The sequence below is a fragment of the Micromonospora sp. DT68 genome (assembly GCF_049847245.1).
In the GTDB taxonomy this organism is placed as follows: domain Bacteria; phylum Actinomycetota; class Actinomycetes; order Mycobacteriales; family Micromonosporaceae; genus Micromonospora; species Micromonospora profundi.
This window is the reverse complement of the sequence record NZ_JBNCNZ010000009.1, coordinates 204,082-220,925: the sequence shown is the minus strand read 5'-3', so window position 1 is coordinate 220,925 and position 16,844 is coordinate 204,082. Positions and strand designations below refer to the sequence as shown.

At 72.2% G+C, this 16,844-nt stretch carries 16 protein-coding genes and 1 pseudogene; 5 read left to right on the top strand and 12 right to left on the bottom strand.

The features are described from left to right. Positions 1-127: 127 nt before the first annotated feature. Positions 128-2,929 carry a DEAD/DEAH box helicase gene (locus ACPXB1_RS18840; RefSeq protein ID WP_355594647.1) on the bottom strand — a complete coding sequence of 934 codons (2,802 nt, stop codon included), beginning with the start codon at positions 2,927-2,929 and terminating at the stop codon, positions 128-130. An 86-nt stretch (positions 2,930-3,015) separates the two neighbouring features. On the opposite strand from ACPXB1_RS18840, the gene ACPXB1_RS18835 reads away from it, so the two are divergent. Continuing rightward, positions 3,016-3,786, top strand: a complete 771-nt coding sequence (locus ACPXB1_RS18835; RefSeq protein WP_355594649.1) for an HAD family hydrolase — start codon at positions 3,016-3,018, stop codon at positions 3,784-3,786. 130 nt (positions 3,787-3,916) lie between these two features. After that, positions 3,917-4,828 (top strand): EamA family transporter, encoded by a 912-nt coding sequence (locus ACPXB1_RS18830; RefSeq protein WP_355594651.1) that lies wholly within the window; start codon positions 3,917-3,919, stop codon positions 4,826-4,828. Here ACPXB1_RS18830 and ACPXB1_RS18825 read toward each other — a convergent pair. From ACPXB1_RS18825 to ACPXB1_RS18795, 7 genes and pseudogenes are all read right to left on the bottom strand, one after another. After that, positions 4,791-5,774: a diacylglycerol kinase gene (locus tag ACPXB1_RS18825; protein ID WP_425735584.1), complete on the bottom strand. Its 984-nt coding sequence runs from the start codon at positions 5,772-5,774 to the stop codon at positions 4,791-4,793. The two genes, ACPXB1_RS18830 and ACPXB1_RS18825, sit on opposite strands and share 38 nt — an antisense overlap. A gap of 2 nt (positions 5,775-5,776) precedes the next feature. After that, positions 5,777-5,926 (bottom strand): hypothetical protein, encoded by a 150-nt coding sequence (locus ACPXB1_RS18820; RefSeq protein ID WP_355594652.1) that lies wholly within the window; start codon positions 5,924-5,926, stop codon positions 5,777-5,779. A 59-nt stretch (positions 5,927-5,985) separates the two neighbouring features. After that, on the bottom strand, positions 5,986-6,939 hold the full coding sequence (gene tatC / locus ACPXB1_RS18815) for a twin-arginine translocase subunit TatC (protein WP_053661301.1): 954 nt from the start codon (positions 6,937-6,939) through the stop codon (positions 5,986-5,988). 18 nt (positions 6,940-6,957) lie between these two features. Next, complete coding sequence (gene tatA, locus ACPXB1_RS18810; RefSeq protein WP_053661303.1) at positions 6,958-7,272, bottom strand: Sec-independent protein translocase subunit TatA; 315 nt, start codon at positions 7,270-7,272, stop codon at positions 6,958-6,960. A gap of 205 nt (positions 7,273-7,477) precedes the next feature. Continuing rightward, positions 7,478-7,723, bottom strand: coding sequence for a hypothetical protein (locus ACPXB1_RS18805; RefSeq protein WP_355594655.1), 246 nt, complete (start codon positions 7,721-7,723; stop codon positions 7,478-7,480). A gap of 276 nt (positions 7,724-7,999) precedes the next feature. After that, positions 8,000-8,998 (bottom strand): annotated as a pseudogene (locus ACPXB1_RS18800) (helix-turn-helix transcriptional regulator); the annotation flags it as partial. Then, positions 8,995-9,993: a helix-turn-helix transcriptional regulator gene (locus tag ACPXB1_RS18795; protein ID WP_355594657.1), complete on the bottom strand. Its 999-nt coding sequence runs from the start codon at positions 9,991-9,993 to the stop codon at positions 8,995-8,997. The gene ACPXB1_RS18795 and the pseudogene ACPXB1_RS18800, both read right to left, overlap by 4 nt. A 117-nt stretch (positions 9,994-10,110) precedes the next feature. On the opposite strand from ACPXB1_RS18795, the gene ACPXB1_RS18790 reads away from it, so the two are divergent. Both ACPXB1_RS18790 and ACPXB1_RS18785 read left to right on the top strand, forming a co-directional pair. Continuing rightward, complete coding sequence (locus tag ACPXB1_RS18790) at positions 10,111-11,118, top strand: cation diffusion facilitator family transporter (protein ID WP_355594659.1); 1,008 nt, start codon at positions 10,111-10,113, stop codon at positions 11,116-11,118. A 129-nt stretch (positions 11,119-11,247) separates the two neighbouring features. Continuing rightward, a complete protein-coding gene (locus ACPXB1_RS18785; protein WP_425735583.1) occupies positions 11,248-12,333 on the top strand; it encodes a DUF3866 family protein in 1,086 nt (361 codons plus the stop codon). 155 nt (positions 12,334-12,488) lie between these two features. On the opposite strand, the gene ACPXB1_RS18780 is transcribed toward ACPXB1_RS18785, so the two are convergent. From ACPXB1_RS18780 to rfbA, 4 genes are all read right to left on the bottom strand, one after another. Further along, positions 12,489-12,680: a hypothetical protein gene (locus ACPXB1_RS18780; RefSeq protein WP_355594663.1), complete on the bottom strand. Its 192-nt coding sequence runs from the start codon at positions 12,678-12,680 to the stop codon at positions 12,489-12,491. A 67-nt stretch (positions 12,681-12,747) separates the two neighbouring features. Then, positions 12,748-14,106, bottom strand: a complete 1,359-nt coding sequence (gene pafA / locus ACPXB1_RS18775; RefSeq protein WP_355594665.1) for a Pup--protein ligase — start codon at positions 14,104-14,106, stop codon at positions 12,748-12,750. A gap of 68 nt (positions 14,107-14,174) precedes the next feature. Continuing rightward, positions 14,175-14,798 carry a dTDP-4-dehydrorhamnose 3,5-epimerase gene (gene rfbC, locus ACPXB1_RS18770; RefSeq protein ID WP_355594667.1) on the bottom strand — a complete coding sequence of 208 codons (624 nt, stop codon included), beginning with the start codon at positions 14,796-14,798 and terminating at the stop codon, positions 14,175-14,177. After that, positions 14,795-15,682: a glucose-1-phosphate thymidylyltransferase RfbA gene (gene rfbA / locus ACPXB1_RS18765; RefSeq protein WP_355594669.1), complete on the bottom strand. Its 888-nt coding sequence runs from the start codon at positions 15,680-15,682 to the stop codon at positions 14,795-14,797. Before rfbA ends, rfbC begins: the two co-directional genes overlap by 4 nt. Before the next feature lie 87 nt (positions 15,683-15,769). Between rfbA and rfbB the strand changes: the two genes are divergently transcribed. Beyond that, positions 15,770-16,771: a dTDP-glucose 4,6-dehydratase gene (rfbB, locus tag ACPXB1_RS18760; RefSeq protein ID WP_355594671.1), complete on the top strand. Its 1,002-nt coding sequence runs from the start codon at positions 15,770-15,772 to the stop codon at positions 16,769-16,771. The last annotated feature ends 73 nt before the right edge of the window (positions 16,772-16,844 follow it).

The window sequence follows — 16,844 nt, the reverse complement described above, 5'->3', positions numbered from 1 at the left end:
GGCGCTCGGGCAATGATCAGGGGTGCTTCGGGCCGATGCAACAGTGACCCCGGGGCTATCCGGGGCGTACTGTCACGGTGACCGTCCGCTATGCCGCCTCGTCAGCGGCCGTGACCGAAAGTGATCATCACGCCGAGGTGTGGTATGCCAGTACGCCCCTGTTGATGGCCGATATTGCCTGCCGGGCGGTGGAACGCAGCTCCGGGGCCGCGCCGCCAGAGTCAGCAAGTTGACCAAGCAGGTCAACGACCTGCCGTGCCCACCGGACGAAGTCACCGGCCGGCATCTCACCGTCGATCTCGTGGCCGCTGCCGAGCACCTTTGCCAACGCCTCGCCCCGCGCCCACCGGTACACCGGCCAGGCGAAGCCCAGATCCGGCTCCCGGGTGGCGGTCAGCCCACGTGCCGCCTCGTCGGCCTCGATCTCCCCCCACAGCTTCAGCGTCTCGTCGACGGCGTCGGCCACCGGCCCGCGCGGCAGCGACGCCCGCTCGTCGACGTCGCGGCGCGCCTCGAAGACCACCACCGACACCGCGGCGGCCAGTTCGGCCGGCGACAACCCGTTCCACACGCCCCGCCGCAGACACTCGGCCACCAGCAGGTCCGCCTCGGTCCAGATCCGGCCGAGCATCCGACCCGCGTCGGTGACAGCGCCGTCGCGGGCGAGGTAACCACGCTCGGTCAACAGCGCCACGATCCGGTCGAAGGTCCGCGCGAGCGACCCGGTACGCCCGGACACCCGCTCGCGCAACTCCTCGGTGTCCCGCTCCAGACGGCGACGGCGCTCCGCCCACCGGGCGTGCTCCTCCCGCTCCGGGCAGGCGTGGCAGGGATGCCGGCGCAGCTCCGTACGCAGTTGGGCGAGCTGGTGGTCCTCGCCCGGCGCCTGCCGGGACCGGCCACCGCGCCGGCCACCGTGGCGGTCCAGGCCCGTGCCACTGACCTCGGCGGCGAGATCGCGCCGGGCCGCCGGGGAGCGGTGGTTGAAGTGCTTGGGCACCCGGATCCGGGCCAGCACCTCGGCCGGGGTGGTGAAGTCGCCAGGGCTGACCCGCCCCGCCCAGCGGTCCTGGGTGAGCACCAACGGACGCGGCTCGCCGAAACCGCCGGTCGCCGGGTCCAACACCACGGCCAGGCCGGCCCGCCGGCCCGACGGCACCCGGATCACGTCGCCGATCCGCAGCCGCTCCAGCGACGCCACGGCTGCGGCCTTCCGCTGCGTCTGCCCCTGGCGGGCGATTGCCTTCTCCCGGTCGGCGATCGCCACGCGCAGCGCGAAATATTCGTCGAAGTCGCCGTGGTGGCAGACGGCCTCCGCGCCGTACGCCTCGATGGTCTCGGTGTTGCGCTGCACCTGCCGCGCCAGGCCGACCACCGACCGGTCCGCCTGGAACTGGGCGAACGACGACTCCAGCAGGGCGCGGGCCGGCTCCGCGCCGACGGTGCCGACCAGGTTCACCGCCATGTTGTACGACGGCCGGAAGCTCGACCGCAGCGGATAGGTGCGGGTGGACGCGAGCCCGGCGACGTGCCGAGGGTCGGTCTCCGGGGACCACACCACCACGGCGTGCCCCTCCACGTCGATGCCGCGTCGGCCGGCCCGCCCGGTGAGCTGCGTGTACTCCCCCGGGGTCAGGTCGACGTGCGCCTCGCCGTTGTATTTGACGAGGCGTTCCAGGACGACGCAGCGGGCCGGCATGTTGATGCCCAGGGCGAGGGTCTCGGTGGCAAAGACCGCCTTGACCAGGCCCCTGACGAACAACTCCTCGACGATCTCCTTGAACACCGGCAGCATGCCGGCGTGGTGGGCCGCGAGGCCGCGCTCCAGCCCGTCGAGCCACTCCCAGTAGCCCAGGACCGTCAGGTCCTCGCCCGGAATGGCGGTGACGCGGGACTCGACCACCCGGCGGATCTCGGCCCGCTCGTCGGGCGAGGTAAGCCGCAGCCCGGCGGCGAGGCACTGCTGCACCGCGGCGGCACACCCGGCGCGGCTGAAGATGAACAGGATCGCCGGCAGCAGACCCTCGCGGTCCAGCCGGTCGACGATGTCCGGACGCATCGGGCCACGCCACCGCGGCCCACGGCGGCCGGCGCCCGGACCCGCGCTGCGCCCCTCCCCCAACTCCAGGCGGCGCATCGTGTCGCGCGTGTAGCGCAGCAGCTCCGGGTGCACGTCGTGCTTGCGGGCGGCGTCGGCGTCGTGGAACAGGTCGAACATCCGCTTGCCGACAAGCATGTGCTGCCACAGCGGCACCGGCCGGTGCTCGCTGACCACCACCGCCGTCTCGCCGCGTACGGTCACCAGCCAGTCGGCGAACTCCTCGGCGTTGGACACCGTGGCCGACAGCGAGACCAGGGTCACCGAGGCGGGCAGGTGGATGATCACCTCTTCCCACACGCCACCGCGGAACCGGTCGGCGAGGTAGTGCACCTCGTCCATCACCACGTAGGCGAGCCCTTCGAGGGTGCTGGAGCCCGCGTAGAGCATGTTGCGCAGCACCTCGGTGGTCATCACCACCACCGGCGCGTCGCCGTTGATGGCGTTGTCGCCGGTGAGCAGGCCGACCTGCTCGGCGCCGTAGCGGGCGACCAGGTCGTGGTACTTCTGGTTGGACAGCGCCTTGATCGGCGTCGTGTAGAAGCACTTGCGCCGCGCCGGTGGCGTCGCCGCGCCGTCGGCCGCCGCCGGGTCGTCGGGCCGTCCCCGCAACGCCAGGTGTACGGCGAACTCGCCGACCACGGTCTTGCCGGCGCCGGTGGGGGCGCACACCAGCACCCCGCTGCCCCGTTCGAGGGACTGACACGCCTCCCGCTGGAAATCGTCGAGGTCGAACCCCAGGTCAAGGGCGAACTCGTCCAGCGCCGGGAACTGTGAGGCCTGCGCGGCCCGGCGGCGCGCCGCTGCGTACCGCTCGGCGGGGCTCGACATGGCACCAAGATTAGTGCGTGCCGGGACACGACACCCGACAAGGCCGTCCGGAGGGGCCGTCAGCGGGGGTCGGTAGGGTGCACGGCGTGCCGGACCATGCCGAACCGCCCCAGACCAGTCCGCCGGGCAGTGTCGACGCCGCCGCCGCCCCCCGGGCCTCCCGACGGCCCGTCAAGGCGGTGCTCTTCGACTTCCACGGCACCCTGGCCCAGGTGGAGGAACCTCGGCGGTGGGTGCTGGAGGCCGCCGCCGCGTGCGGGGTCACCCTGGACCCGGTCCGGGCCACGTCCCTTGCCGATCGGCTCCTGACAGCCGGGCGGGCAGGCGGCCCGTTGCCGGCCCGGGTGCCGCCCCGGCTGGCCGAGCTGTGGGCCGACCGGGATCTCTACGAGCACGCGCACCGGGCGGCGTACACGGGGCTGGCCGAGACCGTCGACGCCGGCATCGAGGGCTTCGCCGAGGCGCTCTACGAGCGGCTGCTGGTCGCCGACGGCTGGCTGCCGTACCCGGACACCACGCCCACGCTGACCGCGCTGCGCGACGCCGGTGTGAAGGTGGCGGTGGTCAGCAACATCGGCTTCGACCTGCGACCGCACTTCGACACCTGGGGCCTGACCGACCTCGTCGACGCGTTCGTGCTGTCCTACGAGGTGGGGCGGTGCAAGCCCGACCCGGCGATCTTCTGGCGGGCCTGCGGGATGCTCGGCGTCGATCCGGAGCAGACGCTGATGGTCGGCGACACACCGGCGGACGCGGGCGCGGTGGCAGCCGGCTGCGCGGTGCTTGTGCTCCCGGCCGCCGACCCGGGCCGGGAGAACGGGCTCGGCGCGGTGCTGGACCTGGCCCTACCTGCCTGACGGGCGGTTCTCCACGCCGTCAGCACCGGTCTCTCCGCTTGCGGATCGAGGCGTCGTGGTCGAGGCACACGAGCGGTTGACCTCGGGAGCCGCCCGAGAACGGCCGACGCCGATCGCCTAGCGTCGTGCCGTGACGGAGACCCTGCTGCCCGCCCCGCGGTCGGCCGACGCGCCGCCCGAGCGCCGTGGCGGCGTCGTCGCCGTGGGGCTGGTGCTCGGCGGGGCGCTGTCGGTGCAGTTCGGCTCGGCCCTGGCCGCGCTGCTCTTCCCGCGTACCGGGGTGGCCGGCGCGGTGACCCTGCGACTGGCGATCTCGGCGGTGCTGCTGCTCGTCGTCTGCCGGCCGCGCCTGCGCGGACACGACCGGTCGGCCTGGCTCGCGGTAGGCGCGTTCGGGCTGGCGCTGGCCGGCATGAACTCGCTGTTCTACCAGGCCATCGAACGCATCCCGCTCGGCCCGACGGTGACCCTTGAGGTGCTCGGCCCGCTGGCGCTGTCGGTGTTCAGCGCCCGACGGCTGGCCAGCTGGTGCTGGGCAGGGCTGGCGCTGGCCGGGGTGGCGCTGCTCGGGCAGAGCGGCTTCGACAGGCTCAACCCGGCGGGTGTCGCCTTCGCGTTCGGCGCGGGCGCCATGTGGGCCGCGTACATCGTGCTCAGCGCGCGGGTCGGCGGTCGGTTCCCGGGCGCGGACGGGCTGGCGCTCGCACTGGCCCTCGCCGCGCTTGTCACACTGCCCATCGGGATCGTCGACGGCGGCGCTGTCCTGCTCGACCCGACAGTGCTGGCGCTCGGCACGGCCCTCGCGGTACTCGCCTCCGGGCTGCCGTACACCCTTGAGCTGCTGGCGCTGCGCCGGATGCCCACCGCCACCTTCGCGGTGCTCATGAGCCTCGGCCCGGCCATCGCCACACTCGCCGGTTGGCTGGTGCTGCGGCAGGCGCTGACCCTGCTGGAGTGCGCCGCCATCCTGCTGGTCATCGTGGCGAGCATCGGCGCGGTACGCGTCAGCGCAGCAGCCGCACCGCGCCCGGCACCGCACTGACCGTCACCGGCAGGGCCAGCGACCGCTCCCCGTCGGCGTACCCGACGATGCCCTCGGCCGCCACCTCCACGGTGCGGGCACGGTAGGTGGTCACCAGCGGATGGCTGACGTGGGTGCCCTGGTAGATGCGCGGCTTCACCCGGATCAGGGTCCGACGGTCGGCCCTGCCGGCCACCACCACGTCGAGCAGCCCGTCGGTCGGGTCGGCGTCCGGGCAGATCCGCATCCCACCGCCGTACGTCGGGCAGTTGCCCACCGCCACGAGGACCGCGTCCAGTTCGTGCGGCACCCCGTCCAGGCGCAGCGTGTACCGGCGCGGTCGCAGCCGGGCCAGCTCGACAAGGATCGCCAGGTCGTACCGGCGGGGGCCGCGCGGCCACCGCATCCGGTTGGCCCGCTCGTTGACGATCGCGTCGAACCCCGCCGCGAGGACCGCCCCGTACCAGCGTTCGACGCCCTCCGCGTCGACCATCCGGGCCAGGTCGACGGCGTGGGTCCGGCCGGCGCGCAGCGCCTCGACCATCACCGCCACCGCCGCGAGGGGGTCGGCCGGGAACCCGGTGTCGACGGCGAAGTCGTTACCGGTGCCCGCCGGCACCGGACCGAACGGCACGTCGGTGCCGGCTACTGCCTGCAACGCCTGGTGGACCGTGCCGTCCCCGCCGATCGCCACGAGCGCACCGAGACCGTCCGCGACGGCCGCACGACAGGCCGCCTCCGCCTCGCCCGGACCGGACGCCGACAACAGCCGTACCACCCGGCCGGCGGCAGCCAGCCCGTCCACAAGCTGGGGCAGCAACGCGCGGTGCCGTCCCCGTCCGGCCGTCGGGTTCGTCAGCACGGCGACGGGACCACCGGCGAGCGCGCCGGGCAGGTGATCGTCTGCGGTCACGGGCAGCACCGTACCGCCCGCACACCCGCCGGTCACCTGCTGCCGTGGCGTCATGATCAGTCCCGCTGACGTTGCGGCGGGCGGCGACCGACGGGGCGCTTGTCGACAGCGGTGTAGGCGGTGGTGGGAGGCACCTGCGGGCGCTTGTCGACAGCGGTGTCGGCGGTGGTGGGAGGCACCCGCGGGCGGCGGTGGGCGGCAGACACGGCGACGCCGCCCCCGGCAGGCGGGGACGGCGTCGGCGGGACCAGGCGGCGCGCGGCCGTCAGGTCATGTCGTCGTAGCGACGCTCGATCGGCGCCGGCTTGGCGATCGGCTCGGGGGCACCGATCGGCGCTGTCACGTCGACCCGCTGCCCGGCCACCACCGGATCCGCCTCGTGCTCCAGCGGCGAGACCTCGTCGTCGTCCAGACCGGCGTAGACCTCCTTGCCGCGCCCACGCCGCTTGTCGTTGATGAACGCCACCCCGACCGCTGCGAAGTACAGCGCGCACAGACAGATCGCCAGCGCGGTCATCCCGAACGGGTCCGGGGTGGGCGTCACCACTGCGGAGAACGCGAAGAACACGAACACCGCCACCCGCCACCAGCTGAGCAGCCGCTTAGCGCTTGCCATGCCCACGAAGTTGAGCATCAGCACGATCAGCGGGAACTCGAACGCCACACCGAACAACAGGATCAGGTTGGTGACGAACGATATGTACCTGGTGACTTCCAGCGTGGTCGAGATGTCATCGCCGGACACGTTCATCAGGAACTCGAGGCCCTTGGCGGTGACGAAGTACGCCAGCACCGCACCGGCGGCGAAGAGCGGCGCCGCCAGAGCCGTGAAGGCGTAGGCGTAGCGCCGCTCGTGCCGGTGCAGACCGGGCGCGATGAACGCCCAGAGCTGGTAGAGCCAGATCGGCGCCGCGATGATCAGACCCACCCACAGGCCGATCTTCAGGTTCAGCAGGAACAGGTCCGCCGGGCCGAGCTGGACGAACAAGCACTTGCCGGTGCTCGGGTCGACCGAGCCGGGCAGGTCGCAGTACGGCCGCGACAGCAACAACCGGACCGGCTCGGCCAGCCAGATGCCGAACCCGAAGCCGATCAGGATCGCCAGCGAGGCACGAAACAGGCGGTTGCGCAGCTCGCGGACGTGCTCGATGAGCGTCATCGAGCCGTCGGCGGCCCGCTCGAACGTGCTGGGGCCGCGCTTACGCAGGGCGAAGGCCACGATGGTGGGGCCTCTCGGTCAGTTGTCGCGGCCGCGGTGCACCGGGTCGACGACCGGCTGCTGCTGCGGCGCCTGCTGGTACGGCGCCTGCTGCGGCTGACCGGTGTACGGCGCCTGCTGCCCGGCGTGCGGCGGCAGCGGCTGGTAGCCGGCCTGCGCGTCGGCCTTCTCGGCGAGGTCGCGGTCGTCATCCTGCAGGCTCTTGGTCTCGGCCTTGATGATCCGCAGCGAGCGGCCCAGCGAGCGGGCGGCGTCGGGGAGCCGCTTCGCGCCGAACAGCAGGATCAGCACAACCACAAGAACGGCGATGTGCCACGGCTTGAGGGCACCCATGAGAAGCTCCAGTCGCTCTGTGTCCGGGGGTGGTACGCAGCCCATCGTACGTGCGGACGAGCCGAATGCCACCTGCCGGGGCGGTGATGATCCAGGCCCGGCCGGGTGAAGTCTCGACCAACCGGGATGATCCGTCAACCGTCGCCGAACAGGTCACCGAGTCGGATGCCCAGCCCTGTGGGGAGGGACCGATGACGCCCGTCGATCAGCTGCGCTTGGCCTTGATCAGAGCGAGATGGTGCTGCGCGGTGTCGAGTTGCTGTTGGATTCCCTCGGCGCGCTGCTGAAGCGCCTCGGCGGTCTCCCGCAGCGCCTCGGCCTCGGCGGCCCGCCGCTGCAACGCCACCGAGGCGCGACGCAGGTGGGGCAGCCGGGTCAACACCGGCCGTACGGCCAGCGCGAGCACCACGAGCGGGAGCAGCACCACCGCGAGCACGATCCAGATCAGCACGACGGACAGCCTACTGGGTGCGGTCGGCCACTGCCTGACGAGCGTGCCGTATGCAGGAACGGGTGGCCGCTCCGCGCCTCGGATGTCACTTGTTCCATCGTGAACGGGCTGCCCCCGGTCACCGTCGCCGATCGTGCGTCGGCCCGGCCAGAGTCGGGAGTCACGTGTCTAGGACGCCGCCGAGCCGGACGTCGCGGCGTCACGGGCCACAGCCTCGGGGGCGGCGTCCCGGGCCCCGGCCGTGTCGGCCTCGGACCCCCCGGGTACGGCGTCAGTCGCGGGCACAGCGGCAGGCGCCGGCACGCCTGCGGGGGCGGGCACGGCGTACGCGTCGAGGGCGGCGGCTGCCGTGGCCCTGACCTGCTCGGCCAGCTCGACCGGGGCGACAACAGTGGCGCCCGGGCCGAGCCCCAGCACGAACCGGCGGGCCCAACTGAGGTCGGTCACCCGCAGCGAGACGAGCCACTGGTCGCCGTCACCGGCCTCCACCCGCTCACACGGGTAGTACTCGGTGATCCACCGCTCGCTCCGCCCGATGCGCAGGGTGATCAGCGGCAGGTCGGGTGACGGGCGGAAGACTCCCCCGGCGAGGTCGTGCGGGACTGCCTGCGGCGGAACGGCGGCCGGCTCGTCCAGCTCGGTGATCGCGTCGATCCGGTCGGCGCGGAACAGCCGGACCGCCTCTGCGCGCCGGCACCACGCCTCGACGTACGCCCGGCCGCCGACCATAAGCATCCGCAGCGGGTCGATGACGCGCTCGGTGGTCTCGTCCCGGGCGGCGGTGTAGTAGAGGATCCGCAGGGCCCGGCCGCCCTCCACGGCGGCGCGCAGCGCCTCGACGCGCCGGGTGTCGCCGGGCAGCCGGACCGCCACCGGGGCGCCCACCAGGTCACCGGCGGCGTCCTCGATCTTGGCAAGGGCCCGCTCGATGGCCTCCCGGTTGGCCACCCCGGGCGTCTCGGCGAGCATCCGCAGCGCTACCACGAGCGCGAGCGCCTCGTCCGGGGTGAGCCGCAGCGGCCTGTCGATCCCCGCGTCGTAGGTGATCGTCACCCGGTCACCGTCGAACGCCATGTCGATCAGGTCACCGGGGCCGTAACCGGGCAGCCCGCAGACCCAGAGCAGCTCCAGGTCCTCCCGGAGCTGGCGTTCGGTGACACCCAGGTCGTCGGCCGCCTCGGCGATCTCGATGCCGGGCCGGGCCAGCAGGTAGGGCACCAGGTTGAGCAGCCGGGCCAGCCGGTCGGCGGAGGTTCGGGAAGCCGGCCGGGTCACCGGGCACCTCCCGCGACGGCCAGCTCGTCGTGCCGGGCGGCGATCTCCTTGAGCCGCTGGATGACCGCCTCGCGGACCTCCGGCGGGTCGAGCGCCCGCACGTCCGGGCCGTAACCGATGAGTTGGCCGGCCAGCCCGTCCGGATCGGAGTACGGCAGCGTCAGCCGGTCGCCGTCCGGGCCGGCGGTCACCTCCACCGCCCAGCGGCGCAGACCGGCGGCGCGGCCCGGCGCTGCCAGCACAGTGGCACGGCCGGTGTGCTCCACCGGGCCGGACCAGCGCGCGACATGGCTGATCAGGTCCACCCCAACGGGCGGCTCGTAGGCGCCGGGCGCACCGGTCACCCGTACCGTGCCGACGACGCGGGACAGGCGGAAGCAGCGGGTGGCCTCGCGGTCCAGGTCGTGGCCGACCACATACCACCGGCCACGCCAGCACACCACGCCCCAGGGCTGCAATCGCCGACGGCTGGGCGAGTCCCGATCAGGTATTCGGTAGTCGAATCCGACCTCGCGACGGTCCCGCGCGGCGCTGGTCAGCGGCGCGAACGCCGGGTCGACGGTGACCATCGGCTCCAGACCGAGGGTGGCCTGCGGGTCGACGTCCACGCCTGCGGCACGCAGCTTGGCCAGCCCGGACGACGCGGCGGCCGCCAGCCCGGCGTGCTGCCACAGGCGGGCGGCGATGCCCACCGCGGCTGCCTCGTCCGGCTCGAGCGGGATGTCGGGCAACGCGTACTCACGGTGGGCGATGCGGTAACCCGGCTCGGCGTCGAAGACGCTTGCCGTCCCGGTCTCCAGTGGGACACCCAGCTCGCGCAGCTCGGCCTTGTCCCGTTCGAATTTGCGCTGGAACGCCTCGTGGTCACGCGCGTCGTCCGGATCGTGCTCGTAACCGGGCACGGTCGCGGCGATCTGCGCGGCGGTCAGGAACCGTCGCGTGGACAGCAGGCAGATCACCAGGTTGACCAGGCGTTCGGTGCGGGTCCGCGACACGGGTAGACGCTAGCAGCCGACACGCCGCAGGCGTGCACCCGCGCGGGCGTGCCGCACACTTGTTCGGATCGGCGGTGTCCACTACGTGTGTCCGGCACCGGCCATAGTGTGGCCCTCATGGCGCAAGCGGGGACGAAGACCGAGAGCGAGAGCGTCGCAACGGTGGTCGTGGCCGGTGCCGCCAACCTCGCGATCGCCGTCGCGAAGCTGGTTGCCGGACTGATCTCCGGCTCGGCGGCGATGCTCTCCGAGGCGGCGCACTCGGTCGCCGACACCACCACCGAGGTGCTGCTCTTCCAGGCGCTACGCCGGGGCGCACGACCGGCCGACCCCCAACACCCCTTCGGGTACGGCAAGGAAAGCTACGTCTGGGCGTTCTTCGCCGCCATGTTCACATTCGTGGCCGGTGCCGGTTTCGCCGTCACCCACGGCGTCACCACAATCCTGGTGCACGAGCACAGCGGCGACTACCTGATCTCGTACGTCGTGCTTGCCGTCTCGTTCGTCATCGAGTCGATCTCGCTGGCGCGGGCCGTGCGGCAGGTCCGCCGCGAGTCCCGGCGGTGGCGGACAACACCCCGGCGGTTCCTGCGGCTGACCGCCGACACCACAGTCAAGGCGGTCTTCCTGGAAGACAGCGCCGCGCTGATCGGGCTGCTGATTGCCGCACTCGGCGTCGGTCTCTCCGAGGCCACCGGCGACGAGCTGTGGGACGGCATCGCCTCGATCCTGATCGGGCTGCTGCTGCTGACCGTCGCCGGCATCCTGGCCAGCAACAACCTGTCGCTGCTGGTCGGCCGGTCGGTTCCGGAGCGGCTGCGTCGCGAGATCGAGCACGACCTGGCCGGCCTGCCCGAGGTGGAGCGGATCGACACCCTGCTGACAATGCAGCTCGGCCCGGACGACGTCCTGGTCGCCGCGAAGGTCGACTTCCGCGACGATGCCACCGGCGCGGCCATCGAGGCCATCGCCGACGAGGCCGAGCGGCGGCTCACCGGGCGGTACCCGGAGATCCGCTACGTCTTCCTCGACCCGACCAGGTCACTGCCCGGTGCTGCCGGAACGGCCCGCGACACCCAGGCCCGACCGAGTGAGGACGCCGGCGGCGAACCCGACCCGAGCTGAGCCGCGCCAACCGGCAACGGGCGACGGCGGGCGGTCCGAGCCGGCGGCCGGCTGGCCCGGGTGGACGCTCCACGCGGCCTGCCCACCCGGACGCGGGGCTGCGCGCCTGCGCCGATAGCGTTTCCCGTCATGGTGCGATGGCGGGCGGGGACGGTGGCGGCGCTGCGACGGCAGTGGACCGGGGCGGTGGAACTCGACGTCGATCTGCCCGACGGCACCCGGATGCGGGCGCTCGCGTACCCCGAACTGGTCGGCACCCCCGAGCCCGGCGACCGGGTGCTGCTCAACGCCGGCGCGCTGCTGATGGGACTCGGCACCGGCGGGTACGCCCTCGTCGTGGCGCTGCCGGACCGGCTGCCGCCGGACCCGCCGGACGCCGGCGACACCCGCGACGCCGGGCACCTCGTCAAGGCCCGCTACACCCCGCTCCAGCCGATCCTGCTCGGCGTCGACGAGGAGGCGTCGCCGTACCGGGACGTGCTGGCCGACGCCGACGACCTGGACGGGATGCCCGTGGTCACCGCGGACCTGCACTCGGCGCTGCCGGCGATCCTGGCCGGTATCCGGGCCGACGCCCCGCACGCCCGGGTGGCGTACCTGCTGACCGACGGCGGGGCGTTGCCGGCCTGGTTCTCCCGCACCCTGGCCGGGCTACGCGGCGAACTGGTCGGCACCATCACCGTCGGGCAGTCGTTCGGCGGCGACCTGGAGGCCACCTCGCTGCACGGTGGCCTGCTCGCCGCCCGGCACGTGCTCGACGCCGACGTGGCAATCGTGGCGCAGGGCCCGGGCAACCTGGGCACCGGCACCCGCTGGGGTTTCTCCGGAGTGGCAGTCGGCGAGGCCGTCAACGCGATCGTCACGCTCGGCGGCCGGGCGGTCGGCTCGCTACGGATCTCCGACGCTGACGCCCGTCCCCGGCACCGCGGCGTGTCCCACCACAGCCTCACCGCGTACGGCCGAGTGGCGCTCGCCCCGGCGGAGCTGGTGGTGCCCGACGACCTGGAACCGGCGCTGGCCACCGAGGTCGACGCGGCGCTGGCGCCGCTGGCGGCCCGGCACCGGATCGTGCGGGTGCCCACCGCCGGCCTCGACGCCGCCCTGCGGGCCACCCCGGTGCCACTGTCCACGATGGGCCGCGGCCTCGACGCCGACCACGCCTACTTCCTGGCCGCAGCAGCAGCCGGCCGCCAAGCAGTAACCCACCTCCCCTGAGCCCGGGAACCCCCCTCAACCCCGTCGATCATGGAGTTGTGGTGGAGGGCGAAGGCGGCGAATCACCAGAACTCAGGCACCACAACTCCATGATCGACGCACGAGGCGGAGGGCGCGGGGCCGCGTGGGGGTGCGGGGGGTGCGGGGGCCGGGGGTTAGGCCAGGAAGATCAGGGCTAGCCAGCCGCCCACGATGAGGGCCAGGGCCAGGGCCAGCACCCACGTCGGCACTGTGTAGTCGCCGCGCCGGTTGCGGTCGATCTCGGCGCGGATCTTCTCCCGCCGGCGCTCGACCCAGTTCTGCCGCGCGCCGCGCTCGGAGCCGTCGGAAGGTCCAGAAGTCGTCATGGCGCGCCCAGCCTACCGGGCCGGTCGGCCCCGCCGGCGATGACCACCGACGGGACCGGCACGACCGTCACATGCTGGCGATCAGCCGCTCCACCCGCTCGTCGTACGCGCGGAACGGGTCCTTGCAGAGCACTGTGCGCTGCGCCTGGTCGTTGAGCTTCAGGTGCACCCAGTCGACTGTGAAGTCCCGGCGCTTCTCCTGGGCGTGCCTGATGAACTCGCCGCGCAGCCGCGCCCGGGTGGTCTGCGGCGGGGTCTCCTTCGCCTCGAAGATCTCCGGGTCGGTGGTCACCCGGTCGACCTCGCCGCGACGCTCCAGCAGCCCGTAGAGGCCGCGTCCGCGGCGTACGTCGTGGTAGGCCAGGTCGAGTTGCGCGACCCGGGGGTGCGACAGCGGCAGGTCGTGCTTGCGCTGGTAGCGCTCGATCAGCCGCAGCTTGCTGACCCAGTCGATCTCCCGGGAGACCGGCTCCAGGTCGCCGGTCTCGACCGCGTTCAGGACCCGGCCCCACAGCTCGACGACCCGCTTGGCGGCCTGGTCGCCGCCCCGACGCTCGACGAACTCGGTGGCCTTGGCCAGGTATTCCTGCTGGATGTCCAGTGCGCTGACCTCCTTGCCGGAGGCCAGCCGGACCTTGCGTCGGCCGGTGATGTCGTGCGAGACCTCGCGGATGGCCCGGATCGGGTTCTCCAGCGACAGGTCGCGCATCACCACACCGGCCTCGATCATCCGCAGCACGATGTCGGCGGTGCCGACCTTGAGCAGCGTGGTGACCTCGTTCATGTTGGAGTCGCCGACGATGACGTGCAGCCGCCGGTAGCGCTCGGCGTCGGCGTGCGGCTCGTCGCGGGTGTTGATGATCGGGCGGCTGCGGGTGGTCGCCGAGGAGACGCCCTCCCAGATGTGCTCGGCCCGCTGCGACAGGCAGTAGACAGCGCCGCGCGGGGTCTGCAGGACCTTGCCGGCCCCGCAGATCAACTGCCGGGTGACGAGGAACGGGATGAGTACGTCGGCGAGCCGGCCGAACTCACCGTGCCGGGACACCAGGTAGTTCTCGTGGCAGCCGTACGAGTTGCCGGCCGAGTCGGTGTTGTTCTTGAACAGGTAGATCTCACCTGCGATGCCCTCGTCGTGCAGTCGCTTCTCCGCGTCGACGAGCAGCCCTTCCAGGATTCGCTCGCCGGCCCGGTCGTGGGCGACCAGGTCGGTCACCGAGTCGCACTCCGGTGTGGCGTACTCCGGGTGCGACCCGACGTCCAGGTAGAGCCGGGCCCCATTGCGCAGGAAGACGTTGCTCGACCGGCCCCAGGACACGACGCGACGGAACAGATACCGCGCGACCTCGTCCGGGGACAGCCGCCGCTGCCCGCGATAGGTGCAGGTGACGCCGTACTCGGTCTCGAGGCCGAAGATTCGCCGCTCCATGGTGTGACATTAGCCGCCCGGAGGCCCCGTTCGTCACTGTCACACCACAGGTGGTGTTCCGGGCGTGGTCACATACCGGTTGAGTGCGACATTCCGTCCGGCCCGAGGCTCGCCACGAACCGCCGGCAGTTGTCGTACTCCGGCAGCAGGCCGCTCTCGCGGGCCTGGGCGAGCGTCGGCGCCGCGTCGTCGCGGGCGGACAGCAGCGGTACGTCCGCAGGCCATTCGATGCCCAGCTCGCCGTCCAGCGGGTGGATCGCGTGCTCACCCGTCGGGTTGTACGTGGCCGAGCAGAGGTAGCTAAGCGTCGCGTCGTCGGTAAGCGCGCAGAAACCGTGCCCCAGGCCCTCGCTGAGGTAGACCGCCCGACGGTCGGTGTCGTCCAGCCGTACGCCCTCCCACCGGCCGAAGGTCGGCGAGCCCACCCGCAGGTCCACGATCACGTCGAGGACGGCGCCACGCACGCAGGTGACGTACTTGGCCTGGCCCGGAGGGACGTCGGCGAAGTGGATGCCGCGCACCACACCCCGCGCGGAGACCGACAGGTTGGCCTGCGCCAGACGCAGCGGGTGGCCGACCGCCTCGGCGAGCTTGTCGAAGCGGTACCACTCCATGAACATGCCGCGCGGGTCGCCGTGCTGCTGCGGAGTGATCTCCCAGGCGCCCTCGATGGTCAGCTCGCGGATCTTCATCGTTGCCCCTGCCGCTCGTGCTTCTCGGCCAGCAGGCCGAGCAGATAGTCGCCGTAGCCGCTCTTGGTCAACGGCTCGGCGAGGGCACGCAACTGGTCGTCGTCGATGAGGCCGGCCCGCCAGGCCACCTCCTCGATACAGCCGATCTTCAGGCCCTGCCGCTCCTCGATGACCCGGACGAACTCGCCGGCCTGCATCATCGAGTTGAACGTGCCGGTATCCAGCCAGGCGGTGCCCCGGTCGAGCAGGGTGACGGACAGCTCGCCGCGCTCCAGGTACGTCTCGTTGATCGCGGTGATCTCCAGCTCGCCCCGGGCGCTGGGGGTGAGCTTGGCCGCGATGTCGACCACGCGGTTGTCGTAGAAGTACAGACCGGGCACCGCGTAGCGGGACTTCGGCCGGACCGGCTTCTCCTCGATCGAGAGCACCCGGCCGTCGGCGTCGAAGTCGACGACGCCGTACGCCTCGGGGTTGGCCACCGGGTAGGCGAACACCCGGCCGCCGACCAGGTCGCCGTGGGCGGCCAACTGCCGGCCCAGGCCGACGCCGTGGAAGATGTTGTCGCCGAGGATCAGCGCGACCGATTCGTCGCCGATGAAGTCGGCGCCCAGCACGAACGCCTGCGCGATGCCCTCCGGGCGGGCCTGCGTGACGTACTCCAGCCGCAGCCCGAACTGGCTTCCGTCGCCGAGCAGCCGGCGGAACTGGTCCTGGTCCTCCGGTGTGGTGATCACCAGAATCTCCCGAACCCCGGACATGACCAGGGTGGAGAGGGGATAGTAGATCATCGGCTTGTCGAAGACCGGCATCAGCTGCTTGGACACTGCCCGGGTGATCGGCCAGAGCCGGGAACCGGTGCCGCCGGCGAGTAGGATTCCGCGCACCGGGGGAGCTTAGCCGCAACCGGCCGCCGGCATGTCGGTGGTCGCCGCCCCCGGCTGACCGTCCGTTTCGCGTACACTCCTGGACCCGTGAGGATCCTCGTCACCGGCGGTGCCGGCTTCATCGGTTCGGAATACGTCCGCATGCTGCTCGGCGTGCCTGGTGGCAGCGCCTCGGGCGTGCCCGCGGTCGATCCCACCGCCGTGACAGTGCTCGACAAGCTGACCTACTCGGGCAACCTGGCCAACCTGGAGCCGGTGCGCGCCGACCCCCGGCTGCGCTTCGTGCGGGGCGACATCTGCGATCCGGCCACCGTCGACGAGGTGGTCGCCGGGCACGACGTGATCGTGCACTTCGCCGCCGAATCGCACGTCGACCGCTCGATCGCCGGTGCCGCGCCGTTCGTCACCACGAACGTGCTGGGCACCCAGACGTTGCTGGACGCCGCCCTGCGGCACGGCACCGGCCGGTTCGTGCACGTCTCCACCGACGAGGTGTACGGGTCGATCGACGAGGGTTCCTGGACCGAGACGTGGCCGCTGGCCCCGAACTCGCCGTACTCGGCGTCGAAGGCCGGCTCGGACCTGCTCGCGCTCGCCTACCACCGCACCCACGGCATGGACGTGGTGGTCACCCGCTGCTCCAACAACTACGGGCCGTACCAGTTCCCGGAGAAGGTCATCCCGCTGTTCGTCACCAACCTGCTCGACGGCGGCACCGTCCCGCTCTACGGCGACGGTGGCAACATCCGCGACTGGCTGCACGTGCACGACCACTGCCGGGGCATCGCGCTGGTCCAGCAGAAGGGTCGCGCCGGCGAGGTCTACAACATCGGCGGCGGCACCGAGCTGACGAACAAGGAGCTCACCGGTCTGCTCCTGGACGCCTGCGGCGCCGGGTGGGACCGGGTCGTTCCGGTGGCCGACCGCAAGGGCCACGACCGCCGCTACTCGCTGGCCATCACCAAGATCAACGAAGAGCTGGGGTACGCCCCGAGCATCGATCTCGCCGACGGCCTGGCGCAGACCGTGCAGTGGTACCGCGACAACCGGGCCTGGTGGGAGCCGTTGAAGGCCGCAACACCCGCATGACCCGACTGCTCGTCACCGGCCCCGGCCGTACCTTCTGGTCCGGCCTGGTCCGGTCGGTGTCGGCGCCGCACGG